General features: G+C 60.9%; 16 protein-coding genes and 1 CRISPR repeat array. Of the genes, 7 read left to right on the top strand and 9 right to left on the bottom strand.

Annotated features, from left to right (window positions below):
- Window positions 1-39: 39 nt before the first annotated feature.
- Window positions 40-369: direct repeats of the CRISPR family, unit length 37 nt; unit sequence GTTTCAATCCTTGTTTTGCTGGATCGGCCTCTCGAAC.
- 229 nt (window positions 370-598) lie between these two features.
- The 9 genes from cas4 to ONB25_13005 all read right to left on the bottom strand — a co-directional run bounded on the left by cas4 (window position 599) and on the right by ONB25_13005 (window position 18,575).
- On the bottom strand, window positions 599-1,210 hold the full coding sequence (gene cas4, locus ONB25_13045; GenBank protein ID MDZ7393812.1) for a CRISPR-associated protein Cas4: 612 nt from the start codon (window positions 1,208-1,210) through the stop codon (window positions 599-601).
- A complete protein-coding gene (gene cas2 / locus ONB25_13040; protein MDZ7393811.1) occupies window positions 1,185-1,475 on the bottom strand; it encodes a CRISPR-associated endonuclease Cas2 in 291 nt (96 codons plus the stop codon). Before cas2 ends, cas4 begins: the two co-directional genes overlap by 26 nt.
- Window positions 1,453-2,517 carry a CRISPR-associated endonuclease Cas1 gene (cas1, locus tag ONB25_13035; GenBank protein ID MDZ7393810.1) on the bottom strand — a complete coding sequence of 355 codons (1,065 nt, stop codon included), beginning with the start codon at window positions 2,515-2,517 and terminating at the stop codon, window positions 1,453-1,455. Before cas1 ends, cas2 begins: the two co-directional genes overlap by 23 nt.
- 50 nt (window positions 2,518-2,567) lie before the next feature.
- A complete protein-coding gene (cas3, locus tag ONB25_13030) occupies window positions 2,568-4,943 on the bottom strand; it encodes a CRISPR-associated helicase Cas3' (GenBank protein ID MDZ7393809.1) in 2,376 nt (791 codons plus the stop codon).
- Window positions 4,931-5,638, bottom strand: a complete 708-nt coding sequence (gene cas5, locus ONB25_13025) for a CRISPR-associated protein Cas5 (protein ID MDZ7393808.1) — start codon at window positions 5,636-5,638, stop codon at window positions 4,931-4,933. The genes cas3 and cas5 overlap by 13 nt, the downstream gene beginning before the upstream one ends.
- Window positions 5,639-5,649: 11 nt before the next feature.
- Window positions 5,650-6,627: a type I CRISPR-associated protein Cas7 gene (locus tag ONB25_13020; protein ID MDZ7393807.1), complete on the bottom strand. Its 978-nt coding sequence runs from the start codon at window positions 6,625-6,627 to the stop codon at window positions 5,650-5,652.
- Between the two features lie 25 nt (window positions 6,628-6,652).
- A complete protein-coding gene (locus ONB25_13015; protein ID MDZ7393806.1) occupies window positions 6,653-8,758 on the bottom strand; it encodes a hypothetical protein in 2,106 nt (701 codons plus the stop codon).
- A gap of 18 nt (window positions 8,759-8,776) precedes the next feature.
- Window positions 8,777-9,466 carry a CRISPR-associated endonuclease Cas6 gene (locus tag ONB25_13010; protein MDZ7393805.1) on the bottom strand — a complete coding sequence of 230 codons (690 nt, stop codon included), beginning with the start codon at window positions 9,464-9,466 and terminating at the stop codon, window positions 8,777-8,779.
- Between the two features lie 517 nt (window positions 9,467-9,983).
- Window positions 9,984-18,575, bottom strand: coding sequence for an Ig-like domain-containing protein (locus tag ONB25_13005; protein MDZ7393804.1), 8,592 nt, complete (start codon window positions 18,573-18,575; stop codon window positions 9,984-9,986).
- Window positions 18,576-19,219: 644 nt separating this feature from the next.
- Here ONB25_13005 and ONB25_13000 point away from each other — a divergent pair.
- From ONB25_13000 to ONB25_12970, 7 genes are all read left to right on the top strand, one after another.
- The gene (locus ONB25_13000) at window positions 19,220-19,759 is read left to right on the top strand and encodes a division/cell wall cluster transcriptional repressor MraZ (protein ID MDZ7393803.1); all 540 of its coding nucleotides are present in this window, start codon (window positions 19,220-19,222) and stop codon (window positions 19,757-19,759) included.
- On the top strand, window positions 19,756-20,718 hold the full coding sequence (rsmH, locus tag ONB25_12995) for a 16S rRNA (cytosine(1402)-N(4))-methyltransferase RsmH (protein ID MDZ7393802.1): 963 nt from the start codon (window positions 19,756-19,758) through the stop codon (window positions 20,716-20,718). Before ONB25_13000 ends, rsmH begins: the two co-directional genes overlap by 4 nt.
- 74 nt (window positions 20,719-20,792) lie before the next feature.
- A complete protein-coding gene (locus tag ONB25_12990) occupies window positions 20,793-21,116 on the top strand; it encodes a hypothetical protein (protein ID MDZ7393801.1) in 324 nt (107 codons plus the stop codon).
- A gap of 48 nt (window positions 21,117-21,164) precedes the next feature.
- The gene (locus ONB25_12985) at window positions 21,165-23,324 is read left to right on the top strand and encodes a penicillin-binding transpeptidase domain-containing protein (protein ID MDZ7393800.1); all 2,160 of its coding nucleotides are present in this window, start codon (window positions 21,165-21,167) and stop codon (window positions 23,322-23,324) included.
- A 12-nt stretch (window positions 23,325-23,336) separates the two neighbouring features.
- Entirely contained in the window at window positions 23,337-24,764 is a 1,428-nt protein-coding gene (locus ONB25_12980; GenBank protein MDZ7393799.1) for a UDP-N-acetylmuramoyl-tripeptide--D-alanyl-D-alanine ligase, read from the top strand.
- A 12-nt stretch (window positions 24,765-24,776) separates the two neighbouring features.
- Window positions 24,777-25,868 (top strand): phospho-N-acetylmuramoyl-pentapeptide-transferase, encoded by a 1,092-nt coding sequence (gene mraY / locus ONB25_12975; GenBank protein ID MDZ7393798.1) that lies wholly within the window; start codon window positions 24,777-24,779, stop codon window positions 25,866-25,868.
- Between the two features lie 6 nt (window positions 25,869-25,874).
- Window positions 25,875-26,550: FtsW/RodA/SpoVE family cell cycle protein (locus tag ONB25_12970; GenBank protein ID MDZ7393797.1), on the top strand; the 676-nt coding region annotated here is incomplete at its 3' end.

Raw genomic sequence — 26,550 nt, 5'->3', positions numbered from 1 at the left:
AACGCTGCGCAGCTATTACGCTGTGCTGGCGGGGTTCAGGTTTCAATCCTTGTTTTGCTGGATCGGCCTCTCGAACCTCCTTCCTCACTTGCGCCCCCAACTGCGCCCCCAAGTTTCAATCCTTGTTTTGCTGGATCGGCCTCTCGAACGGATTTAATCCGCTCGCTATCGCTATAAGTGGAGTGTTTCAATCCTTGTTTTGCTGGATCGGCCTCTCGAACACTTGACCATGCGAGTCCGTTATACCGCGAACTTGGGGTTTCAATCCTTGTTTTGCTGGATCGGCCTCTCGAACAGGAGAAAGGTTTTGGTGCGGGAGATTCCGCCAGAAGGTTTCAATCCTTGTTTTGCTGGATCGGCCTCTCGAACAGGTCTGTCCGACCAACTAAATGTCAACTCAGCACTTAGCCTGGTTTTCTCGTCGCGCATTCTGCCATTGCCAGGGACTGCAAAGACCCCCCAAAGGGCCCGCACGCAGCTCTCCCGCAGCCACAGAAGGACCCCCACTAGTCTGATTTTCCATCAGTTGGAGCGCGCAATTGCTGCCCTTCATCATAAATTCACGACAGGCATAAGGCCAGGCTCGCCGATTCCGCACTCACACGCACAGGTTGCGATAGCAGCAGTCGGCGCACTGCGCCGCCGTGCCACGCTGGCGCGGGAAGCGGCCGCTTTGAATGATGCGTAAGACCTCCTGAACAGCTCGTCGCGCCGTGTGAAAATCATTGGGCCTGAACGGTACCTCGCGCAGAAAGTTCTTCGACCGCACGTACACCAGATAGCCACGGGTCACGGGTGCGGCGAACGCTTCGCTGATGAGCAGAGCTTGAAGACACAGCTGCGTCCGGTGAGTGCCAAAGACAAAGGGGCGGTACTCGGCAAACTTGTATTCCAGGGGGGCCAAGGTACCATCCGCGAGCCATAGCACCTCGTCCACAATGCCGCGAAGCTGCAGGGTCGGGCTGGCCAAGTACACCGACACCGCTTTCCGCACCACGTTGATGCGTTTGCGCAGGTAGTCGGGGTTGATTTTTATCTTGCGCGCGTGAACTTCGCGCCCCATTAGCACCTTGAAGCGCGTCTCCTCGTGCTCAGGAATACCCAGGCACTCCTCAAAGTAGGTGAAGCGAGGGCAGAACAAGTACGCCATGGCCTGGGTGATGGTTATGCTGACGGCGGGTGTTTCAGAGAAACAGAGCTCTGACTTCATCGGTTACCAACTCCTTATCGAACGCCTGCCCGAGAAGCCGCACGTGCCCGAAATCTTCCCGGCACATGGGGAATATGTACACAGAATCGCGTTGCTCATCGATGAGGTGTTTGATGCGCAGCGCGAGCTCGTCCACCTGTGTGGCGTTGAGCTCCCCAAGGAAGACGGACTTTTGCACCCGATAGATGCCTGCGTTCAGGCATGCCTTGGCCACTTTGCTGCGCACCGGATTCTTCTCGATGTCATACACCACCCACACGAGCATCTTGCTGGTCTCCCGCAGGTTGAGCGCTCTGGGCCTGGTCGGGCGGGGACTCCTGGCTCCTCTTCGCCTCGGCCTTGCGCAGCAATAGGTTTGCGACCCGGTGGCATTCGTACTGGATGATGTCGCGCCGCATGATGTTACGGCCCCGGTAGCGTACCCGCTCCTCCAGGCGTGAGTTGAAGGCGGAGATGAGCAGCTTCTTGCCCTCGCTATTCAGGCTCACTCCGTTGTGCAGATAGTCGAAGTGTTCCCTCCTCACCTGCCTTTTGCTGAATAGGTAAAAGGTGGTCTCCTCGGCGATGATGCGGAAGGGTTCGATGAGGTCAAAGACCAGGGACTTTTTGTTGTAGTTGTCCGCGTGCAGGAAACCCACGAAAGGGTCCAGCCCTGCGAGGAGGCACGCTCTTTCCACCATGCTGTAGAGGATGCCGTAAGCATAGTTGAGCATAGCGTTGAACTCGTCCTTCGCAGGCTGGCGACTTCGACCCTGGAACTTGAATGGCTCTGGGATGAGGAAGCTGAGGGCGGCGAAATACGCGCGCCCGGCTCCGCCTTCGATGCCCATCACTGCCGAGCGCCTTTGCTCGATGCTGCCGCTGAGCTGGTGGAGCTCAGCGAGCGCCGCGCGTAGGCTGCCAAGATATCGCTCGAGCTCCTCACTCTTGCCTGGGCGGTGGCGGCCCAGTTCCTGCAGGAAGTCGATCTGATGTTGCACTTTAGTGCTCACCCACTCCAGCACCAGTTGGAAACCCAGTTCTGCTTCGCTCGCCTCGAGCTGCAGGCGTCGGATCTTGGTGGTGGACCCCAACTTTGACTGCCAAATGCGGGCGAATGGGTGGCCGGTCTTGTCCAGGAACACCACGTCCACGTTGTTCTGGATCGCCAACTCGATGGCGTCGGTGGAGAGTGAGGCGCCAGTGGTGATGAGAATGGTCCGCACCTTCTTTGCCGAAACCAGGCGTTTTTCCTCGCCCGCTTTGAGCTCGAAGCAGTCGCCTGTCTTGCCAAGAAAAGTGCCGAAGGTGTTTATGACCAGTTGCATGATGACTATGTTTCCTCACCGTTTGTTCTTTGCCTCGGGCTGGCTGGCATTCAAATGATCACCTCGGTTGATTCCGGCTGTGCAGAGAGGCCGGCCAGGCCAGTTTCCGGCGAATAGTCCTCGGGTTTGTTCAGTACCCACAACCAGTCATTGAACTGGTGGGCGATACTGTTTGCGAGCTGCCGATGGACGGGCACGGTGAAGCAGTGGACCAGTGTGAGGATGCGCTTTCGGTCCTCAAATGACCGGCAGTGCGGCGTGCGGCCATCGGCGAGCAATGCCAGTAGTTGACCGGGTCCTTCTGGGGCGTAGTGCGCCAGGAGGCTCTGTGCATAGGTGGGCACCATGTCGGCCCCGCAGGGAACAAAGACCTCTACGCGCGAGTAGTCTTGGGCAAATGGCTCCAATCCGGCGAGATCAGACCACTTGCCAATGGCGGCATTCTCCAGGCGCTGGAGACATGCCTGGTAGGCATTCTCTTGCCAACAGCGGGCGAAATAGGTGGCGAGAAGATGGGTCGTGTCGCTCTCGGAGAAGCACTGATGCTCGGAAAGGAGGGCGTCGGTCTGGCGCCGCGCGGTGGAGTCCGTATACACGTGCTGACGGGAATCCTTGCCATCCGGACGGAGGTAAGGGAAGACTTCCACGGTGGCTATGTCGCTCTCGCCGTGGCGGTTAGCCCGTCCGGCCACCTGGGCCACTGCGGGGAAGACGGGGAGCGCCCGCAGAATGCGCTCAAAGCTCAGGTCAACGCCCGCTTCAAGCATTTGGGTGCAGACCACCACGGCCGGCTGCTGGTTCTTCAGAAGCTGACGGATTTCCTGAATGCGCGCGTCTTTGTGGCCCGGGAGCATGACTGCCGTCAACAGTGCGCAGGCGTGAGGCAAATCCAGTTGCCGCAGGCGGCTATACACCTCCACAGCATCGGCCACGGTGTTGACGACCACTGCCAGCGCCCGGTGTCGGCGTGCGTGCTGGCGCACCCAGTCGGCCACCTGTTCGGCCTGCATAGGGTCGGGTGAGAAGTGGACCTGGTAGCGGGGGTGGGCCGGTACTTGATCATTCAGAGGCAGGCACGTCTGTTCCAGGCCGCCGCTTGTCGGCGGAAGGGTGGCGGTATTGAACAAGACCTGTGCTCGCCATTCATTGCAAGCCGAGCCCAGGGCATAGAGGAACAAGTTCCACACTGCGACGTCAATGATCTGTGGTTCGTCGATGATGACGAACGCCTCGCGGAGGGCACGGGCTCGCACGCTGTGCTGTGCTCTGCGCGGGAAAAGAACACGGAAGAGCTGGTTGAAAGTAGTGAGCAGCACGGGCGCCTGCCAGCTGTCCAAGGCCTCCACGTCATCGTCGTCCCGTTGCTGCAAAAGCGCAAGGCTGTGGTGCTGGAGCAGTGGCAGAGAGGTGGCTGAGTGGATCTCTTCGGCTGCCTGGGAGAGGATGGAAAGGTAGGGCGCCACGAAGACGATCCTGTTGCACCGTGCCTCAGCTACGGCCTCCAGGGCGACGCGGATGCTGGTGAGCGTCTTGCCGTAGCCGGTGGGCAAGGTGAGGGAAAAGAAGGTGCTAGTCGCGTTCTCTTTGTACCGGGCAACCGCCTGATGTTGGAGTTCGGCGCGCGCCGCGATGAGCCGGGGGGCCGCACCCGCCGCCAATTGCTCCTGTGCTCTGGTTTTGCAGAAGGCATGCAAATGGAGGAGGGCACTCCTTGCCTCGTCGGGGTCTAAGGCGACAGCGTGAAACTGACCGGCATGGTAGCGGTCGGCACTCACCAGGTTGGCGCACAGCTGCGGCAGGCGCAGGCCCACATGGACGGAGCAAGGGTGTTGGTGTTCGCGTGGTGGCGATTGGGTGCGAAAGAAGCGCACATGCCTTTCCCACACATCCCCGTATCCTTCAAGCCAGTCGGCGAAAGAGGCTGCTTCGGCGCGCAAGTCAGGGAAGTAGGAGCGCACAAGTTCCATGAGGCCGGCGAGATCGCACGTGTGGAGCATCACAGTTAGCTCCTGAGTGGACCAGGCCTTTTCCCACGGTGGTCGGGTATCGAGGTCGTCGAGCTCGTCGTGGTGGCAGTAGATGACGCGCGTCCAGTCGACGAGGAGGTCGCGCAGGCGTTGTTTCTTTTGCGAGTCCACGGCCCAGGTGGAGATAAGCCCTTCTGCCAACCAGGCAAAGAGCACCGCACCCAGCGGTGCATGCGCTGGACGGTTCTTGGTCTGTGCGCGAACATAGGACTGCCACCCGGCTTGGCATTTGCCGGCATCGTGGAGCAACCCCGCGAGAAAGGCCAGCTGTTCCTCGTGCGGGCCGCTAGGGTTCCCACACCCCGCTGCTACCTGGCTGAGGTGTTCGTCGAGCAACCACTGGGTCGCGCCGGTGTCGGGTCGTGCTCGACACTCGGGAAGTGGCACTACCACAGACATACCACGCCTTCTTCCGGGATACAGTAGAAGCTCCAGAATGAGGCCGGACCCCGTGGGTTTGGCCTGAAGCGCAGGGGCGCGCCGTCCACCTCGTAGATGACTGCCACAGTGCCGCGAAAGCGCCTGTCACCCAGGTAGTCCTTGAGCAGGCCACCCACCCGTGCGTACTGGCGCCCGACTTCTGGGACGAGCTGGTGCACGGCCGGCGCGGGAACGACCGTCTGGCACAGAATCTCCTGTTGTGGGTCCGGCTCCAGCTCATGTGGGTCTTCCACCTCCTTGATCCACTTCGGGAAGGTCAGGCAGAAAGCGCTCCCCAGGTACGTGTGGTAATGGCTGCGGCTATCTTGCAGCAGCGCCTTGAGCTCTTCCTCAAAGGCTCCCGTGTAGTAGACCCTGTAGTGCGGTTTGACCACCAGCTCGATGGCGGTGGGGCGCCGAAAGCTCTTTTCATCCCCTCCGGAGACCCAGGACTTGCCGTGCATGCTTAGCTCCTGCGCCACAGTACGCACCGGGCCCAGCAGGCGGAGCCCGCATCGGGCCTGCTCTGGGAGCATGTCCAGACCGAGCATGGAGGCTATCAGCCCGCGGAGCGCTGTTCTTGTGATGAAAGGGTAGGTCGCCTGCGTGCCCATGGTGTCCGGGCGGCGGTAGTGGGCCACCGAACCCCTTAGGTCAAAGATAAGTACTTGCATGGGCTGTTCCTCTACGCCGAGGCCCAGGACATGCGTTCTCCGGCTATCTCGCCGGTCACGGAAAGCTGGGGATGTTGCCAGATGCGCACGCGATGAATCTTGGGGGCGGCGGTTTTCAGCCGAGAACCGAGGTTAGCCACGTCAATCGTTATGTCCGCCAACGCGGTTGGCGGCGTTGGTCCAAGCCAGGCGTCACGCTCGGGTAGCAGCTTGATCCCCTCTTCCAGGTAGCCCAGCCGGAAGTAGGGGTCATTGTATTCTACGTGGATGAGAAGCAAGGGCTGCTGGATCCCGCGGCCGCGTGCCTGGCGGCTGAGCGTCCCCCTCCACAAAGCTTCGAGGAGCATATCAAGGTCTTCGCCGCTCATGCCTGTGTCGCGGGCAATGGGGGCGCTCACCACCGCAGGCATGGCAAAGACCGCGAACGGGCAGATGTAGCTAGACCAAATCGTACCCATGGTAGCCCCTTCCTCGTCACCGCCCAGCTCTACATCTCCCTCGCGGGATGGCATCACCACGGTGCCTTGCACGTACTTGGTCTCCACCGGGTGGAGGGAGTGGGCCCAGCCGAACTGGACGGGCCCGCACTGGTTGAACGCCTTGCCGCCCACGCTAAACACCACGCCGAACACCCTGGCGTCGAAGGCGGCCTGGAAGAACTTTTCTCGTTCTATTTCCTTAGTGCGCTCGTTGTAAGCCTTTTCCAGGATCGACAGCGCCAGTCCCTCTCTGCCGCGCAGCTTGCCACTCTCCGTGAACTCTTTGCGTACGAAAATGAAGAGGTTCTTTGCTGGACCTCCGTCTGGGTAGCGCGCCAGGATGTAGTCGCGCACGTCGCGCTTGATGCTCACGTCGGAGAGGGAGATGCGACCGTCCTCCTCGCCAAATATGCGCCGCGCATCGCTGTCGCGCAGCGGATCGCGGTTCGGGATGCCGTCCTTCACACTCTTGACGAACAGCAGTTCTCCGGTATGGATCTCGGTACCCATGGCCTGCTCCTCCTATGGTGCTTCCTTACGGGCGCCCACCCTGGTCCAGGGTCCCCTGCAGGGAGTACCCCGCCCAGAAGGCACTCATGAATCCGTCCCGGTCCTTTTTCACTTGGTCCTCCATCTGCTCAAAGGACGCGAGCGTTACGCCCACCCTTTGTCGGAAGTCATTGCTGACATGAATCGTCGGGTAACGCGCTTCCACGTCGAAGAGCTTTACCAACCCTCTTTTCCACACTAGCTCGGGCGTCAAATCGGTTCCGTAGGTCATCACCCTGTGCTTCAGCAGGTCCTTACCGGTGGCGTTGTAGTACCAGCGGCCGAACTGACGGAGGAACACACCACAGGCGAACCCCAGCTCGGCTGGCGAGGCGAACGAAATGCTGGCCACCGGCTGCTGCTCAAGCATGGCCAACAACTCTTTCCAGTCTCGCATAGACATGTTTCCCCTCCTTTCTGTGTTAGATTCGAAGTAACCACTGTGCTCGGGAGTTTCTATCTTGCGCCACGAGTTGTATTCGTCTGCGAAGGCCAGAAGGGTGAGGAAGAAAGCGACCTCCTCTTTGATGAGGGAAGAGGTGTCTGGCAGGCGGTGGGCGAGGCTGTTCATGCGCGCGGCAGCGTACCGCACGGGACGGGAGACGTCCAGAGGGGCGCGACGCAGCACCGTCTGCAAGCAGTCCCACAGGAATGGGCCGCCAAAGCCTCGCGCCAACAGATACGGGACGGACGCATAGTTCTGTCGCCGGGTGCGGGCCCTTTCCTCGCCAAGCAGGGCGAGTACAGCCTCCCAGGCTCTGTCGCAGCTTTTGGTGGCGATGCGCCTCAGGGCGCGCAGGGTGGATGGGATTACATCCTGAATGATGGCGCGCACGTGCACATCGCCCCTGACGTAGTCCCCATGGAAGTACACGAGCGTCAGGCGGAACTCTGTCGCGTCCACCTCTTCGGGAAGAAAGAGGTCAAAGCCAATCACCGTTTCCATGTACTGCTCGGCAAAAGGACCTTCCTTTTTTGGCCGTGCAAGCATTGAGGCCAGGTTGTGCGAGTAAGCGGCGGCCAATGCAGGATCGGCCAAGAACGTATCGCTAAGGGGCAGCAGAAAACCGCTGCCATTGATGATCGTCAGTCGTTGCAGGTCGCCTCGGCGCTGCAGGCGCCGGCCCTCCGCGTCAGCTACGGGCGAGAACAGCTCGCGTGTTACCTCCGCATGCAAAGGCCGCACCATTTGCCCGAAGACCCGTGCCCCCAGCGTAAGTGCGCGACTGCAGTGCTCGCACAGCGCCACGCCCTCGATCCAGTGGGTTTCCTTACCCGCATGCGGGAGAGGACAGTTCCATTCCGGCAGGGCCCACGGCCAGGACTTGCAGTACGGTGCAATGACCCGACCCTCGCTGCCACAGACCGAACAAAGCCCCTGCTTTTCGCCGATTTCCGCCCCCTCCGCTACTTTCCCCTGCCAGGCCTGCTCAAGGAGAGCGTCGTAGTTTGCCACAATGTGCCGGCCAGGATAAAGCAGGCTGGGGCCAAGAGAATCCTCCGTGGGGTGGTCGGCGTAGGTGTAGGCTGACTGTGCTCCGTTCGGCTGCACAAGGACGATGATACCGAGCGTCTTCTCAGCCTCAGGCACCCCACTGCGCCTTATCTCATCGGCAAGCACCTCCGCCAGCTGGTGCAGTGTCGCCTCATTGAGCCGGAGCGATGGGGTGCGCTCGATCCGGCCCCGCAAGAAACGGTACACCTCCTCTCGTTCGCAGAATGACCTCCACGCTCCTGTTTTCTTGTCCTGCCGCACCAACCAAGCTGGGTAGACCGGTACGCCATAGCTACCCTGCGGGTTTAAGGGATTACCTCCGGTAGGGTATACAAACGGCGCGGAAAGCGCCCGGGTAAGGTCTACGGTAAAGTCCTTCTGCTTACCTTGCACACTCTCCTGCCCCCATACTTGGACGGGCAACGCCACCGGGCGCCCACGCTCTCCAGGAGGCGGCAGCTCGGCGACAAACACATGACGGTAGAAATTCTTGACTCTTTCGTCGCGCACGTCGGAAATGATCTGGAGTATCTCTTTGGCGCGCATGCCGCCAGCCAATAGAGGCCGGCCAACTCTGATGAGGTCTTCGATGAGCATGGAACCCTCCCACGCTGCTCAGGGGCGAACGCGCTCCACGGTGCCAAAACCACGCGATACCGATTTGCCCAGGCCAAAATAGTTGGGGATGAGAAAGTTGATGCGGAACTCGCCGGTGAACCCCAGCATTTGTACACCCTTTAATCTACACGGAGCCTCCTCCAGCAGGCTGCAGTCGGCTCGCAGAACTTCACGCACTGTGTATCCGAAGCTCTTGGCTAGTGAAAGACAATTCCCCACAAGAATCCGCTCTAGCAAGGACACGCGCTGAATTGTCTTGTGCAAGCGCCAGAAACGGCGGGCATTCTCCTGATTGAGAGCCAACCACGGCGTGACGAAACGGTAATCGATTGCCTCTTGGGTGTTCCCTAACAGGTCGTGTCGTTTGCGGATGGAAGCCTCCAGCACGGGCAGTTCGTCGGTGCCGATGGTGGTTTGATCTACTTCAAGCCAGAGTCGCGAAAGCAGCGCACTGCCCTCAGCGACGCCGATGAGCAGGGCCATGCTATCCAGTACCTTGAACTGGACGCGCGGATAGGTGTACAGGAGAGAACCGTCTGGCAGGTGATGGTGTAGGAGCACTTGCTGGGCAAACTTGCGGCCGAAGAAACCCCGGAGTTGCGGCGTTTCTCCGGGTCGGAGGCTCCTTCCCAGGCGTAACCGGTATTCGGTTATTTCAAGCTCGCAGAGACCATGATGCTCTTCCATGGCGCCCCCTGCCGTTCGATACCGACATTCAAGGGTAGGGCCCCTTCCACTTCCCCTCGTCGAGCGATGCACCCGAGGCCCACAGCCGAAAGTTGCGATACCTGTCGTTGCTTACCCGCTCCGGTGCATCCGCGATCGCGACGTGTCTTGTTAGCTCACGGGAGGACACGACGCCAGGCTGCGGCCCCCCCCGCCTCTTTCGCCCACGCCAAGAGACGGCCTCATCGGGAAGTTGCGGCACGGGAGGGGTATACGGGCACCTTGCGCTCGCGGTGCGCCGGTGCTCCTGTTGCCTCGGCAGCGGAATATACGAAACCTAGTGTCCTGATGCAACAGTTTTGATTGTTATCAGTGTTTTTCCCCTCGCAGCCGTGCCAGCGCAAAGCCCCCGTCGGGTGCCTTTTCGAGCGGCGGGGGCTTCAGTTCTGAAGGAACTTTTCTGTCTCCTTTGGACGTGTCCACAGGGTCTTTCTTCGCTCGTGGGCCCTCTCGGAGGCCCCCGGCCCCGTGTTTCTGACTACCTCACCAGCGCCATCTTGCCCACGGCGCGGAAGGGACCGGCCTCCAGGTGGAGGTAATAGACCCCCGAGCCCACCTGCTGTCCCCACTGGTTGCGCCCGTCCCACACGGCTGTGTGGTAGCCGGGCTCCTGCTGGCCCTCCACCAACGTCCGCACCAGGCGCCCCATCACGTCGTACACCACGAGCTTCACTGCCACCGTCCGCGGCAGCTCATAGCGAATCGTCGTGCAGGGGTTGAACGGATTCGGATAGTTCGGGCAGAGTCGATACTCCGTCGGCAGCGGTACCACCACGGTCACAGGCGGGTGCATGGTGACCCGACCGGCCAAGTCCACATCCGCCAGGCGGTAGTAGTAGGTTTCACCGGCTTTGGCAGCGGCATCCACATAGGAGTAGGTGCGGTCAGCGCGCGGCGGCACCAGCGTGGTAGTGAGCACCTCGTAGGGCCCGGCCGCCGTGAGGCTGCGCAGGACCTGGAAGCCCGCGTTGCCGATTTCCATAGCGGTCTTCCAGGAGACACTCACGCCCTCGTATGGCACAGGCTGCGCAGAGAAGGCCACCAACTCCACCGCCGTGCGAATGTCAACAGTCCAGGCATGGGAAACGGTGTCCTGGTTGTCAAATGCGTGCACGCTCACGATGTACTGACCCGGGAACCATTGCGCCGCCACAAAGAGGTAGGTGCTATCGCGTCCTACGGGCGTGGTATTCACCTTCCAGAGGAATCCCACCTTGTCTCCGTCCAAGTCATGGACCGACACGGTAAAGCGGCGCGTGTCGCCCCGCTGCAGAGAGAGGTAGGGCTCAGCCGGAGCAATCAGGGTGAACACCGGAGCGCGGTTCTTGTTCCGCACCACGATCGTCACCACGCGAACGGTTCGGGCTCCCTTGTCGTCCTGCGCCGTGAAGGTAATGGGGTAAGTGCCTGCTTGCTCGTAGGTCGGCAACCAGAGCAACGTGCCCAGTGCTGGGTTAAACGCTGCCCCGGCTGGCAGCTCGGTATGGCTCAAAGTGAATGGGTCGCCGTCTGGATCGGAAACTTGGACAAGGAGCACTACCTGCTGGCCCTCCTCCACCACCGTGTCGCCAGTGACGGTGATGGTGGGGAAGGCGTTGGCCACGGCCGTCGCCTGGAACACCAGGGGCGAGCCGCTCACGCCTGCCTTATAGGCCCACGCGGTTTGAAGCCCTAGGGCGTTGCCCAGTATCCAGTGTGCCGAGGCCACCCCTTGGGCGTCGCTGGCCACAGGCTGGTCTTCGATGAAGGTGCCCCCACCCGTGGCCGCGACAAAGTTCACCGTGGCATTAGGCACAGGGTTGCCGTAGCGGTCTTTGAGAATGACCCGCAACGGCTGTGGCAAGGGCATGCCTGGGGTACCAATTTGTGCGTCGCCCGCATGCTTGGCCATAGAGGCGGCAGGCCCGGCCTCGCCGTTAATCACAAAGTAGACCGGCGAGCCGCTCAATCCCACAGCCAGCGCTTTGAAGATGTTGGGGCCAGCAATGGGACCGAGAACCACGGTGGCGGAGGCAAGGCCCGCGCTGTCCGAGCTGGTGGGCTGCTGGTTGAGAATCGACCCGCCGCCGCTCACCACACTAAACTCCACCTGATAACCTGGGACCGGATTGCCGTAGGCGTCGGTCACGCGCACGCTGAGCTCACTGGGCAGCACCTTGCCTACCGTGCCCTCGGTGAGGTATTGTTCCTGGCTCATCTTCGATGCCTGCCCGGCTAGTCCCACGGCAGAAAAGGTGACCTGCCCGGGCACGCCAGGTGCGGTCACCCGTATGCTGTTCACACCAGCGCGCGTGCTAAGGCGATACCTCGCCTCGGCCATACCATAGGCGTCCGTGGTGTCCGGCAGCGGAGTAAGCCACTCTCCTGGTGGTTGGCTGGTGCAGGTGAAGGCGACGGGCAGCCCCCATACCGCACGCCCCTGCGCATCCAGTATTTTGACCACAAGAGGCTGAGTGAGGGGGGCATTCACCGGAGCGCTCTGGTTATCACCGCTGACTTTGAGGAGGGTGGTGGGAACGGGGATGACACCCTGACACTGGAAGCGCACCGGTGAGCCCGAGAGGTGCAGCGCATACGCGTCGACCACATTGGTGCCGGGATTGGGACCCAGAATCAGCCGTGTGCTGGCCAGTCCCTTGGCGTTAGAGGTGGCCGTCTGTGGGCCGACGATCCGTCCACCCCCGGAAACCACAACGAATTGCACCTGGTACCCACCTACCGGATTATCATTCTTGTCGGTGATCAACACGGCCAGCGACTCGGCGGCGACTGTACCCACATTGGCCACCTGGTTGTTCCCGGCGTAAGCGACCATGTTGCTGGCGGCAAGGGGGGTAAAGGTGACAATCGCGGAGTCAGCCAGGAGGACGTTCTCCAGCTCTACCCGGGCGCGAATCGTCTTCTCGCCGGCTTTGGTAGAGGCCAGGGTCCCACTCACACGCCCTTCGTTGGTGCTTGGCGTAGCTGGCTGGGTGAGGATGTTTCCACTACCGGAGGCAAGGATTGTGACCACGCGGCCGGGCACCGGGTTTCCGAATCGGTCGCGGAGTGTCACTACGACCAGCGACGTGGTCAGGCCGTCTGCAGGGACGGGTGACGTGGCCGAAATGGAAGATGCGCTGGGGCTGGGGGTATCGGCAGTGGCGCTGGCCACGAAGGTGAGCGGAGAGCCCTCTAAGGGGCTTACACCGTCGGTAGCACTAGCCTGGACGAGGTTGTTCGCCGCGCCAGCCAATGGCCCGAGCGTCAAACTGATGGCTGCCACGCCGCTGGCGTCACTGGTGCGGATGGCGATGGTATCGGCAGCACCGAATGTTCCTCCCCCTGCCACCACTCGGAACGTCACCGGGTGACCTGCAACAGGTGCGCCTACCGCGTCCACTACCTTGACCCGAAGTTCACTGGGCAATGCACGGCCCACCACGCCGATCTGGTTGTTTCCGGAGTCGATGCGGATGGCCCGTGCGGTGGAAGTGCGTGCCGAGGCCACGAAAACGACCGGCGCACCCGCAAGCGCTGTGCCCTGATAGCTCGCGGTGGCGTGAACCACGTTGTTTTCCACACCGGCTGAAGGACCAAGGCGATAGGTCGTGGTGGCGATGCCCGCGGCATTTGTGGTGTCGACCAAGGATGGTGCCAAAGCAGGACCGAGCGCGCCCCCGCCGCTCATGACCGTGAAGGTCACAGGGTGGCCAGGAACCGGGTGGCCGTACTGGTCGGTGACTAGCACCTGTAGAGGCCCAGGCAAAAAGTTCCCCACAACCCCAGTCTGGTGGTTGCCAGCATACTCCGCGATGCGCGCAGGAGGGGCACCGGTGGCTGTTGCCGCGAAGGTAACGGGCGAACCGTCGAGTTCTGTGCCCCCGAAAGATGCACGGGCCACCACCACCTGTTGCCCGGGCACTGTACCCAGAGTGAAGGAGACCTGTGCATAGCCAGTGGAATTCGTGGCCACCGTCCGTTCTGTCACCCCGTCGATGGTGCCACCGCCCTGCATGACGACAAAGGTGACACTGTGGGCAACGATTGGGTTTTGGAAGCGGTCCATCACCCGAACGACCAGGGGTGAGGGGAGGAGCGTTCCCGCCATGCCCACCTGCCCATTTCCAGACACCTGCACCAGGCGACGCGGGTCATCAGGAGTGGCAGAAGCGAAAAACTCCACCGACCCAGTGAGGCCTTGGCCTGTTGCGGTAACCTTGTTGTTGAACGTGCCCGCCGTCGTGCCAAGGGTGAGGTAGACTTGGGCCTGCCCGGCAGAGTCAGAGAGGACATCCTTATAGGCGAGGCTGTCGATGGTGCCGCCGCCCGCTGCGACCGTGAAGCGCACCGGGAAATTCGGCACGGCGTTGTCCCACTGGTCGCGTACCCGTACTACCAAGGGGAGGGGCAAACGACTTCCGGCCTTCCCCGTCTGGTTATTGCCCGATACGCGCACCAAGCCCGCCGCGGGACCCGGAAGGGCGGTGGCTCGAAAAGTGACCGGCGAACCTGCCAAATGCTGCCCTCCCACCGTGGCGCTGCACTGGACCACGTTGTCACTGCCGGCAACCGAACCGAGGGTAAAGGTTACTTGGGCATAGCCCTGAACGTTGACCGGAACGTACTTTTGCCGCACTCCTTCAATGGAGCCTGCACCCGTGATTACCTGAAACAACACGTTGACACCCGTCACCCCGTTACCGTACCGGTCGGTGACGCGGACGCGCAAGGGGTACTCTAGGGTGGTGTTGACAGGAGCATTCTGATTGTCTCCAGAGACCTTGACGAGCTGTGCCGGCGGACCTGGTGTGGCCGAGGCCGTAAAGACCACAGGCGAACCCACCAATGGCCTGCCGCGGAGATCTACGGAAGTCGCTTCCACCGTGTAGAGCTTGGCCCCGGCCATGGTGCCGACCACCACATTCACCTGAGCTATCCCCTGAGCATCGGTGAGCACGTCAGCACTTGTGGCTCCGTCAATCCGTGCATCCCCGCTGGTCACCGCAAAGTGCACGGCGTGGCCAGGGCGCACATTCCCAAAGATGTCTTTGACCTGGACCACCAGTGGGTGCGGCAGCTGGGTTCCCACTGTGGCAGTCTGGTCGTCTCCCGACAGTTTGTAAATGTGGCTGGCTACTCCTTCGGTGGCCGTGGCTTGGAAAACCACAGGCTCGCCCACCAGCGTTTGACCTTGTCCCCGAACTTCGATTCTATTGACCTGGCCAGGGATGTTTCCCATGGTCAACACCACCTCGGCTATGCCCGAAGCGTCGGTGGTCACCACCGCTGCGCTACTGCCGGCGATGGCGGCAGTGCCGACAGTGACTTCGAACCTGACCTGAGACCCGGGAGCCGGATTGCCGAATCTATCCGCGACAAAGACGCGGAGCGGCTGTTCCAGGTCCCAGCCGATGGGGGCCGATTGGTTGTCGCCAGAAACCAGCTGTATGGCGTGCGCAGGACCGGGGTTTGCCGAGGCTTGAAAGAGAATAGGTGAGCCGGTCAGGAGGCTGTCGCCGCGCGAGGCCACCGCAGTCACGATGTTGTTGGCGGAGCCGGCTTTCGTGCCCAAGGTCCAAAAGACCTGTGCCAAGCCCTCGGCCGAGGTGAACACGGTAAGGGTGTCAACGCCACCATCCAAGGCGCCGTCACCGGTCTGAATCCTGAAAAGGACGGGCCAACTGGGCTGCGGATTGCCCACATTGTCCACCACCCGCGCCACCAGCGGCTGGGCGAGCTGCGTTGCCACTGTGCCTGTTTGATAGTTTCCGCTCACGTACTGGATTTCCGTCGGGATGCGCGAGGTGGCGTGTGCGGTAAACTGAATGGGGGTACCGCCCACACCGGGCGAGGAGGCGCGCACCACGTTCCTGGACTGCAGCATTCCAAGGGTGAGCACGGTAGAGGCGCGACCCGTCGCATCGGTGAACACCGGCTGCGGCTCTGACAGCGTGCCTCCGCCTTCTAAGACCTCAAAGATCACCGGGAGGTTCTGGACAGGGTTGTTGTACGAATCCCGTGCTTCGACTATGAAGGGTTCGGCCAGAGGTTGACCCGCGGGACCGCTCTGCCCATTGCCAGAGACATAGCGCAGAGGGGTCGGTGTGCCGCTCGTGGCATAGGCAATGAACTGTACGGGGCTGCCAGAAAGAGGCGTGCCTTTGTACGAGGCGGACGCCTGTACTGTTACCTGGCCCGCCTGCGTGCCGAAGGTGAGGTAGCTATGGGCGAACCCGGAAGTGTTGGAGATGTTTGTCAGTGGAGGCGTGGTACCACCGAGGCCCCATGGGGTATAGGTGCTCACATTAGTCAAGAGGATCTTGTCCAGGAGCGTGCCATCCTCGCGATTCTCGAAGGTGATGGTGTGCACGCCAGCAGAGAGGGCAAAGGGTGTGGTCCGCCGTCTCCAGCCCCATGTCGTCTGGTTCTGAAGACTAAAGATCTCGGCGGTGCCGTCATCAGCATACGACCAGAAGGAATCAGAGGTGCCCGAAGGACCGAGCCCCCGGGCCCAGAGGTAGAAGGTACCGGAGATCGGAAGGTACACAGTGAAAGTTACCTTGCCGGCATTGACGCCTGTTCCTTCCGGCACCTGGACGTAAGCTCCGCCTGAGGCATTTGCATTAAAGACCTTTTCCATCGGCGGCGAGAGTATCCCATCCTCTGCCTCGATCCAGATGTAGCCATCAAAGGTGACCGAATCGGTGCTCAGAAAGCCTTGTCCCGAGCTTACCTTGAAATCAACATAGACACCCGAGACCGGGTAGCCATTCCTATCGGTCACTTGGGCTGTGAGGGGCACGGGGAGCCTCTTCCCCACCGGGCCGCTTTGCTGGTTGCCGGCAGCAATGAGCAACGCAGACGGATCGCCGATCGGCACGGCTACAGAAAACTCCGCCACGTTGTTATTGAGCCCACCTTTCAGATACACGCCTGCGTACTTTGTAGCAGCATTGCCCTGGAGCTTGTTGGGGTCCGACACGCGCGCATCGAACTTGTCGTTAATGAACACGTCAAAGTGGTGTCCATTTGCGTCGCTGGACATCTTGACCTTGAAGACGTCACCCGGGCCCGGCTGGGGGAGGAGCCCCTGCACGTTGGCCACCGTCTGCCCAGGGTTCCCATAGGTCAGGGTCCAGAGGCGGACATATTGTCCGCTCTTCCAGACCAGATAGCCGCTCGCAGTGGTGCTAGCGGTGTTGAGCATAAGAGCGAGGGCGCCTTCGTTTATGCCCGCCGCGTTGGCACTTGCTGCCCACTTTATTGAGGCCTCGACGGGGTTTTCGCGGTTGTTGAGCACCGCAAGGTAACCCCAATCGTACACGGAGGACGTGTTGGCCAAGTCGCCGTTGACAATGGCGTACGCTGCATGTGCAGTCCAGTTAGCGCCGAGCGACTGCCGCTCAAAGTCATCGGTAAAAGTTGCCAGTGTCGCCTGCCCCGGCGTCACGGCTGACACCACGTTGGACAGATCGCTGACGTTGCCTGCTTCGTCCAATGTCTTCAGGGCAAAGAAATAGGTCTTGTTGGCAAGGAGTCCCTTCACCTCAAAGGTTTCCACGGACCCGGCCGGTTTCGGCACCGGCGGATTAAGCACGGTCACCGCCGAAGCAAAATTGGCAGGAGTGATGGGTTGGTCCAGATATTTGATGACGTAGGAAGAGGCCGTGCCCAGGTTACCGTCATCGCCTGGCGCGGTCCAGGTCAGCGTCACTGACATCGAGCTTAGGCCGGCGATACCCAAGTTAGTGACGGCGGCAGGCGGCGTCACGTCCAACGTGGTGCGGGCGTAAAAGTTGTCGATACTGGTGTTGTATCCACCCTTGAGCATGACGCCGGCATACTTGTTGGCGCTGTTGCCTTTTTCTTTGGCTGTGTCCGTGACCCGGCCGTCGTAGCGGCCGTTGATGTAGAGGTCAAAATGGTGGCCGGACGGACTAGTGCTCACCAGGACGCGCATCACATCCCCGGCGCGGGGGGCAGGCTGGCTCCCGGTGGCGTTGGCCACACCATGCCCAGGCACACCCCCTGCGATGGTCCAGAGGCTAATGCTGCCATTGCTGCGTCTGAACAGGAGGTAGCCATCTGCACTGACCGAGGCGGCATTCAAAAGCAGAGCAAACCCAGCCTGGTCAATCCCCTCCGGAGTGGCGGCGTTTCCCCACTGGAACGAGACGTCATTGACATTGCTGGAAAGGTTGTAAACGGCCAGGTGACCCCAGGCATTCTCGGTTGCCGTGTTCATCAGCTCGTTGTTCACGATGCGATATTCAGGATCAGCAGTCCAGTAGGGTCCCAAGCTGGCACGGTTGAAGTTGTCTCCCGGAAAAAGCAGCGAGGCCAGTGCGTTGAAGTAGACATCAGCCATCTTGCTGTAGCCGGCATCGTTGGGGTGGATGCCGTCGGGCGACATCATGGTGGCCACATCGAAGGGCGAAAACTGGTCAACTAAGTACAGCGTGCCCGCAGGGATGGAGGGGATGCGCCCTTGCTCGGAGTCGCTAGTAATTCTGGTGATCTCTTGGTTAAACAGGGCAACTTGATCCGGATAGGTTACTTTGGGAATAATCTTGCACAGGACGATCTTCTTGAGGCTCGAGCCGTAGGCTCCCGTTTTCCAACGCGCCAGGTAGGCGAGCAACTGGGCGAGCTTTCCCGAGGCGGTATTGAGGAAAGTCTGCCCGTTGTCGTTGGAGTAAGGGGCAGGCGTTTCGCTGCCGCTCATGTTGTTGGTGCCCAGGTGCAAGAGGATGTACTCGGGCGCGTAGTTGTTCATCGCGTTGGCGATATCACGCGTGCCTGTACCAAATCCGCCCGAGTAGAACTCCTCGATACGGGCTCCAGGAAAGAAGTACCCCTCGTAGGGTGGAGACCCGGTGCTGCCCACAAAGTCAAAACTGAGGCCGGCATCTCTCAGGCGGGCGTAGAGGTCATTGCGGAAGCCCAGCCCGTCTGAGCTGCCGTAGAGCCCGTCGGTAATGGAATTGCCTACCGGCATAATCCGCGTTTGGGCGAGCGGTGCGCCCCCGAGCGTGGCAAGCAATAGACAGCTTAAGCCGATTCGCGGCAACACCCGCAGTTGGTGCATAGTGCGTAGCTCTCCTTTACCTCTCTTGAACACCAATGGGGACCCGAACTGTTGTACGATCACGCGGCACGCCCTGTATGCGGTATGGGCGTATCATGCTGAGACAAGAGTGCACTTCTGGTGCGCAACGCTGGCCAAAACCTGCGCAGTTTCCAGGTCTGCCGCGCTTTGCACCGTGCGCGGCAAAATTGGGGCCAGGTGCTGGCGCAGCGGCCAGCTTATCCTGGTTCGGCGAATTCACTATTACCGCCAGCGCGCCCGATGTGCGGAGCGAAAACCCGCCTACCCTGTGGAAGGTAAAGACCGCCTGGCAGTGCCGGGTGGCGATCGGAGCTGTCCCGACACTGAATGCCCCAGGGAAGCTTCCCCGGGTTCCGACAGTCCTGCGTTGCGTTGGAGGAGGTCACCTGCCTGTGTCCACCGCTCCTCTGTTGGCCGCCGCGGTTACTCCTGTGGCGCAGCAACAACATGTAACTCGAGGTTTTACCACGCAAGTCGCGCGCACAGTGTGAAGGAATTGTACAGAAAATTCATCTTTTCTTTGGAAAAAAGCATAGATTCCGCTTGACATCATGGGAAGTTTTGCGTATATTTGGGCAGCGTTACGCCGATTTGGGAAGCCGCACCACTAGCTGGGTTCGAACATGCCCATAGTCCAGGTTAGCGATCCTTCGCAGCCGCTGTATACGGAGTTCCAGGGACACAGTCGGGTCACGGTAGATCAGAAGGGTCGCCTCAGCATACCCGCAAAGTTTCGCGCGCTCCTTTCGCCTGAATCGCGCGAGGGGCTAATCCTCATGCAAGGTATAGAGCCTTGCATTTACGCTTACCCCATTGACGAATGGGCTCGCCTTACCAAGCTCTTTGAGGGTCAGTGGAGCAATCTTAAAGACAAGTATCGCTTCAATCGTCGTTGGGCGATGCTGAGTACGCTCGTGCAGTTTGATCCCCAGGGGAGGATTGCGCTGCCGGGCAACTTGCGAGACTATGCTCAGATTGAGGGGGAGGCTATTGTAGGTGGGGTGGTGGATCACCTGGAGATATGGAAGCCCGCCCTGTTTATGGAGACCGTACAGGGGGTGGAGATCGAGTTCGGGGAGATGTTCGGCAACTTGGGCGGGACTGGGAAGGCGCAGGTCATGACCAATGAGACGCACCAGGGAGGGGGTTCCCCTGTGGCATGACATTTCATGAACCGGTACTTGTTGAGGCGGTGGGGCGCTTGTGGTTGCATCGGAAGCAAGGTGTGTACGTGGATGCGACCATTGGGGGTGGGGGGTACGAGCGCATTCTGCTGCCCAAATGTGGCCCCGGGGTTCGCGTGGTTGGGATCGACTTGGATGGGGAGGCCTTAGAGGCGGCAGCAGAGGGGTTACGGCAGTTTGGTTCGCAGGTAGTGCTTCGGCAAGGCGACTTTCGCCAGGTTGGTCGTCTGCTTGCGGAACTTGCTATCACCCAGGTCGAAGGCATCCTCTTTGATCTGGGCGTGAGCAGCCACCAGTTGGACACGCCGGCACGTGGCTTTTCCTATCGGTTCGAAGGGCCATTAGACATGCGCATGGACACTGGCCGGGGAACGACTGCCGCCAGCATTATCGCCCGAAGCTCGGAAAAAGAGCTCGCTGCCCTTTTCGCCCACCTGGGCGAGGAACGGCACGCACGCCGCATTGCTGCGGCCATCGTACAAGCGCGGGCGCGGGAACCCATCCGCACCACTTCGCAGCTGGCCGCCGTGATTTGCAGCGTCGTGCCCGGCCCTCTTGTGGTCAAGACTCTTTCCCGCTGTTTCCAGGCCCTTCGCATGGCAGTCAACCAGGAGCACGAAGCGCTCCGCGAGGCGCTCGATCAGGTACCGGGGCTCCTCAGTCCTGGGGGGCGGGTAGTTGTACTCTCGTACGAGTCCATCTGCGATCGCATGGTCAAGTCGTTTTTCGTGCGGGAGCAGCGGGGGTGCATTTGTCCGCCATCGCTCCCCACTTGTGTGTGTGGCAGAAAGCCGACCCTGCGCGTCTTGACAAAGCGACCTTTGGTGCCCAGTGCAGCGGAAAAAGCACGCAACCCACGGAGCAGGGGGGCCAAGCTCAGGGCGGCGGAGCGAATAGCCCCGGGTATAGAGGCGCAAACTGAGTCCGCACCCGCTTGAGTTAGAGGACAATGCTCATTGCTTCCCGGAGGAACAGATATCGGCTTGTCGGTTCGCAGCTCGCCAGGCAACGCATGCGTCGGCAGCGGCGAACGCTGCTTCGTGCAGTGGGGATCATACTGTTTGGCACTTTTGCGCTCCTCCTGTATGTGTGGCAGCATGTGCATGCTCAGCACCTGTTGGATCAGATCGCCGCGCAAGAAAAGAGAGTAGCGGTCCTGGAAAAGGAGGTGGCGCAATTAGAAACGACAAGGGAGACACTACTCAGCTATAACCGGGTGACTGACCAAGCTGCACAACACTTTCAGCTGGGTTTTTATCGCAAGCGTAATCTGGTGGTGCCCCCGGGCCTTCGGCCTTTGCTGGAACAGGACAAGCGGGAAAGTGTGGTGCAGTGAGATGAGCGGGCCCGTGGCAGCATGCCCCAATGACGAGAACAGGGCGTCATGGACGCTTATGGAAGGGAAGGAGACGCGCACGCGCACATCACCAGGCTCGTCCACTTCAGGTGGGTGATGGTGGGACTCTTTGCCCTGATCGGGCTGAGGCTCATCGAGGTGCAGGTGGTCAATCGTAGCGTGTACAGGAAGAAGATGCCGCTGGTTCGCGTGACCAGACTTGAGCCGCCGCGGGGCGAGATTCTGGACCGGGAGGGGGTGAGGTTGGTTGTCAACAAGCCCGCGGTCTCGGTAGGGTATGACCTGAGCCAGCACGGCAACACTACCCAGGCGGTGCGTACGTTGGCGGCGGTGTTGGGCCAATCTCCCCAGGCGCTGGAAGCCAAGGTCGCACGCGGCGGCACGCGGGGCTCCTTTGTCTGGTTGGCACGACGGCTGCCCGCCGAGTGCGGAGATCAGGTGCGGGCATTGGGCTTGCGCCAAGTGCGGGTGGTCGATGAATGGCGGCGCGCCTATCCCTTCGGCTCTACGGCCTGCCACCTTCTGGGCTTCACTGGAGTGGATAACCGCGGCCTGTCCGGCATCGAGTACGCGTGGGACGAAAAGCTCCATGGCAAGCCCGGCCTGGCGCATATCTACCTTGATGCCAGAGGGCGTGTGTTCCATAAACCTGGCGCGCCCAGGGTGGAACCGGTGCCGGGGGAGAGCCTCATCCTCACCATCAATCGCGTGGTGCAGAGGATCTGCGAAGAGGAGCTGGAGGAGGCCTTGCGCCAGTACCACGCCTCGGCCGGATGCGCCGTGGCCGTGGAGCCGCGCACTGGCCACGTGCTTGCCATGGCCTGTGCCCCGCTGTTTGACCCAAGCGAAGGGACCAAGGTTCACCCAGACCTCTGGCGCCTGCGCCCCATCAGCGATGCCTATGAGCTGGGCTCGGTGATGAAGCTTGTGCCCATCGCAACGGTGATTGAGGAGAACCTTCGCTCTCCGGACGAAACCGTCTACTGCGAAAATGGGAGCTATCGCCTCTACGGGCGGGTGATCCAAGACCATGAGCCTTATGGCTGGTTGACCGTGCGAGAGGTGTTGGCCAACTCTAGCAACATCGGTATGGCCAAAATAGGGCTCAAAATCGCCCCTCCGGTCCTGTTTCGTTATGTGCAGGCCTTTGGTTTTGGGGCGCCCACGGGCATCGCTCTGCAGGGCGAAGTGCGGGGGATTGTGCCGAGTGTGAGCCAGTGGAGCGCCTTTACACCGGCCGCGATAAGTTATGGTTACGAGATTGCGGTCACGCCATTGCAAGTGGTGATGGCTTATGCGGCGGTGGCAAACGGAGGCGTCTTGATGCGCCCCAAGGTGGTGGCAGGCACGGTACGCGAAGGGAAGGAGGACCTGAGCTACGGCGAACCGGAGCCCGTGCGCCGGGTGGTTTCGGAACAGACCGCCAGGACGCTGAACGAAATGCTCGTGGAGGTGGTGGAGCACGGTACCGGGCGCAACGCCCGCATACCGGGGCTATCGATTGCGGGCAAAACCGGGACCGCCCGTAAGCTCAGGGCCGATGCCCGCGGTCATGAGACGGACCGCTACATCTCGTCGTTCGTGGGCTACTATCCGGCAGAGATCGGCGCTGCTGAGCTCTGCCTGATGGTAGTCATCGATGATCCGCGCGGGGAGTACTACGCCTCCGAGGTGGCGGCGCCCACCTTCAAGCGCATTGTCCAGCGCATTCTGAAGTGGCGCGGGGAACAAGAGACGATCCCGCCGGTAGAGGCGCCGCGGGAACTGCCGGCTCCTTCCAGAGCAACGCTGGTGGCGGTGCCCTCCCTGCTTCATCGCGACGCGGGAACCTGTAAGGCTGTGCTGCGTGAGCTGGGCCTTCGGGTGACCGTGCAAGGCAAAGGGACCGTCGTTCAGAGGCAGTATCCGGCACCCGGCACCCAGGTGGCGACTGGGTCTGTCGTGGAGCTCGAACTTGGTGGTGCCCCCGAAGAGCTGGGCGAGCGCCTACTGATGCCACGGGTGATCGGACTTACCGCTCGAGAGGCAATCAATCGGTTGTCGCTGTTGGGCGTGCAGGTGGACGTGACCGGCGCAGGCCGGGTAATCCGCCAGAAGCCCGCCCCGGGGGAGGCGATCCGACGCGGAGGGCGCTGCATTCTGGAGTGTCAATCCGGTGCGGCCTTGGTTGATGCGGTGCGGTGGTGACGTGAGAACGTCGTGAGCGCTCTTGTCCTTCCCAACGATACCGTCGCACTGCGCGTGGGCGAGGTGGTGCAGTGCTGTGATGCCGGGCAAGGTTTTGTAGGCCCGAACACCGCGCTTCGTCACCAAGTGCGGCGCGTCAGCATCGACAGCCGCACTACAGAACCAGGAGACCTGTTCATTGCCATAAAGGGGGAGCGTTTTGATGGCCACCAGTTTGTGGGACAGGCGTTGGCAGCCGGTGCAATAGCGGCGGTGGTGAACCTTAATGCGCTGTCGGCGCTCCGGCAGGCCTTGCCAGAGGCGGTGCTCATCGGGGTACCGGACACCTTGGCGGCTCTCGGGCAAATTGCCCACTACCACCGGGGGCGGTTCTCCGTGCCGGTGGTGGCGTTGACCGGCTCGGTGGGCAAGACCACGACGAAGGAATTGACCGCTGCAGTTCTCAGCAGGCGTTTTGACACGCTCAAGAGCAAAAAGTCCTTCAACAACACCGTGGGTGTGGCACTAAGCCTGCTGGAGCTCCGCTCCCACCACGGCGCGGTAGTGTTGGAGATGGGGACGAACCACTTTGGCGAGATCGCTGCCCTGTGTCGCATAGCGGAGCCAGAGTATGGTGTGATCCTGAACATCGCGGAGGCCCATCTGGAGTTCTTCGGCGACCTGCAAGGGGTGCTCAAGGCCAAATTGGAGCTGTTCGAAGGGCTGGTCGGCGAGAAGGTGGGGTTCTACAATGCAGACGATCCCTTGTTAGCACAGGCGCCCATGCCCCTCCGGCGGGTGGTGGCCTTTGGCACCGCCAAGCATGCGGACATCAGGGGCACCTTCCGCGGCCTCGATGCGCGCGGGTGCCCCACGTTCACGCTCAGACGGCAGCACATTCACCTCAAGCTTCCGGGCAGACATCTGGTGACCAATGCACTTGCTGCTGCCGCTGTGGGGATTGAATTCGGGGTGCCCCTGGCGGAGATCAAAGCCGGACTCGAAGAGGTGGACCATGTGCCGGAGCGGTTGGAGGTGATCGATCTCCAAGGGGTACGGCTGATCGATGACGCGTACAATAGCAATCTTCGCTCTGCGGCGGCAGCCCTTGATTTTCTTCGCACCCTGCCGCTCCCTCCAGGGGGGCGGCGCATCGCCGTGCTCGGCGACATGTTGGAGTTGGGCCCCACAAGCGCTCCTGCTCATCGCCGTCTGGGTGAGTTGGTGGCTCAAAATGAGGTCGCTCTTCTGCTTGCCTTCGGAGAGTGGACGCGAGAGACGGTGCGGGTCGCCCGAGCGTCAGGGGTCGAGGCTGAGCACTTTGCCGACAAGCAGTCTTTAAGCCAAGCGTTGCTCGGATGGCTGCGCGAAGGGGACGTGATACTTGTCAAGGGCTCGCGGGGAATGAAAATGGAAGAGGTGGTGGAGGCGGTGCGGAAGGGACTGCAACCTAACGAATAGCTTGGGAGCCTTATGCTCTTCCACCTGCTTTTTCCGTTGCGAGAGCACATTTCGGGACTGAATGTGTTCCGTTATCAATCGTTTCGCGCGGGCGGAGCCGCGATCACGGCGTTGCTCATCGCCTTTCTTTTTGGGCCGTATGTCATCCGCAAGGCGCGCGCTTTACACCTGGGTCAGGAGATTCGCCCCGAAGGGCCAAAGACCCACCTGAAGAAGCAGGGAACGCCCACTTTCGGCGGCGTAATCATTCTGGTAGCCACCGTGTTGCCTTTGCTGCTCTGGTGCCGGCTGGACAACGTCTATGTGATGCTGGTGCTGCTGGCGACTGTGTTTATGGGCGCTGTGGGCTTTCTTGATGACTACCTGAAGGTGGTGAAAAAGCTGCCGAAAGGGCTGATTGGCCGCTACAAGATTGCCGGCCAGATGGTCCTGGGGTGCATCGTAGGCTCAGTGTTGTATTTCTTTCCGCCGGTGGCCGATGTGCGCTCCGCGACCACGCTGCCCTTTTTCAAGAACTACCTGGTGGACTTTGGTGTGTTCTACATTCCCGTGGTGGTCTTTATCATCACGGCGATGAGCAATTCCGCCAACCTTGCCGACGGAGCAGATGGGCTGTGTATCGGGCTCAGTGGTATTGCCGCGGCAGCTTTTGGGGTCATTGCCTATGTCACGGGCCGCGTGGATTTCTCTCACTACCTGCACATCACTTACCTGCCCGGGGCGGGAGAACTCATGGTCTACGCGGCGGCATTGGTAGGGGCATGCTTGGGCTTTCTCTGGTTCAATGCCTACCCTGCGGAGATTTTCATGGGAGACACGGGGGCCTTGAGCCTCGGCGCCTCCTTGGGTACGATGGCCATTTTGATCAAGAAAGAGCTGCTCTTGCCGATCATATGTGGGGTGTTCATGGCGGAAAGCATCTCGGTGATGGTCCAGGTGGCGGTGTTCAAGAGAACTGGTCGCCGGGTTTTCCGCATGGCGCCGATTCACCACCACTTCGAAATTGGCGAGCGGCCCTGGCCCGAGCCGAAGATGGTGGTGCGCTTTTGGATAGTGGGCATTCTGCTGGTGCTGCTTAGCCTGGCTTCGTTCAAGGTGCGGTGAGCAAAAGTGCAACGTCGCTCGCACAAGGAGTTGCACAAAAAGCCAAAGCCTCGCTGGGCCACGCGGACTGGGGGCAGCGGCACCTACCAATTCGATTATGTCCTGCTGATAGCCGTTCTGGTTCTCTTGGCCATCGGTCTCAGCGAGGTTTACTCGGCAAGTTCTCATACGGCGGGATTCCAGCGGGACGATCCGCATTTCTATGTCAAGAGTCATCTCTTTCGCGTCCTGCTGGGTGTATTAGCCATGGTGGGCGTGTTCCAGCTTTCCTGGAGGCACCTGGTGAGAGCCCCCTGGACGTTGCTATGGCTTAGCATCGGTCTCCTCGTGCTGGTGTTAGTGATGGGGGTGCGGGTGCATGGGGCCCGTCGTTGGTTGCGCCTTGGCGTGATGGGGTTCGAACCATCAGAGTTCGCCCGGTTTGCCATGGTGGTGTTTGTGGCAAGCAAGTTAGCGGCGTGGTCACACCTCCGCGACTGGGAGCAAGGAACAGTAGAGCTCGCGAAGGCTTTCGGTGCGACCCTAGTGCTGGCAGGCCTGATCGTGCTGCAGCCAGACATCGACACCGCGGGCTTGATGATTGTTGTGTTTCTACTCATGCTCACCTTTGCCGGCGTAGAGCGGGGCCTGGTGCTGATGTCGTGGACGACTGCGATCTCCTGCGCGGCGGTGTTGATGGTGG

It is taken from the genome of candidate division KSB1 bacterium (assembly GCA_034506335.1).
Classification (GTDB): Bacteria; Zhuqueibacterota; Zhuqueibacteria; order JANLFK01; family Oleimicrobiaceae; genus Oleimicrobium.
This window is presented reverse-complemented; position numbering and strand designations above follow the sequence as displayed.

Coding starts and splice junctions, on each gene's coding strand:
- cas4 (MDZ7393812.1), bottom strand. CDS start 1,210: ATGAAGTCAGAGCTCTGTTTCTCTGAAACACCCGCCGTCAGCATAACC.
- cas2 (MDZ7393811.1), bottom strand. CDS start 1,475: ATGCTCGTGTGGGTGGTGTATGACATCGAGAAGAATCCGGTGCGCAGC.
- cas1 (MDZ7393810.1), bottom strand. CDS start 2,517: ATGCAACTGGTCATAAACACCTTCGGCACTTTTCTTGGCAAGACAGGC.
- cas3 (MDZ7393809.1), bottom strand. CDS start 4,943: ATGTCTGTGGTAGTGCCACTTCCCGAGTGTCGAGCACGACCCGACACC.
- cas5 (MDZ7393808.1), bottom strand. CDS start 5,638: ATGCAAGTACTTATCTTTGACCTAAGGGGTTCGGTGGCCCACTACCGC.
- ONB25_13020 (MDZ7393807.1), bottom strand. CDS start 6,627: ATGGGTACCGAGATCCATACCGGAGAACTGCTGTTCGTCAAGAGTGTG.
- ONB25_13015 (MDZ7393806.1), bottom strand. CDS start 8,758: ATGCTCATCGAAGACCTCATCAGAGTTGGCCGGCCTCTATTGGCTGGC.
- ONB25_13010 (MDZ7393805.1), bottom strand. CDS start 9,466: ATGGAAGAGCATCATGGTCTCTGCGAGCTTGAAATAACCGAATACCGG.
- ONB25_13005 (MDZ7393804.1), bottom strand. CDS start 18,575: ATGCACCAACTGCGGGTGTTGCCGCGAATCGGCTTAAGCTGTCTATTG.
- ONB25_13000 (MDZ7393803.1), top strand. CDS start 19,220: ATGCCCATAGTCCAGGTTAGCGATCCTTCGCAGCCGCTGTATACGGAG.
- rsmH (MDZ7393802.1), top strand. CDS start 19,756: ATGACATTTCATGAACCGGTACTTGTTGAGGCGGTGGGGCGCTTGTGG.
- ONB25_12990 (MDZ7393801.1), top strand. CDS start 20,793: ATGCGTCGGCAGCGGCGAACGCTGCTTCGTGCAGTGGGGATCATACTG.
- ONB25_12985 (MDZ7393800.1), top strand. CDS start 21,165: ATGGACGCTTATGGAAGGGAAGGAGACGCGCACGCGCACATCACCAGG.
- mraY (MDZ7393798.1), top strand. CDS start 24,777: ATGCTCTTCCACCTGCTTTTTCCGTTGCGAGAGCACATTTCGGGACTG.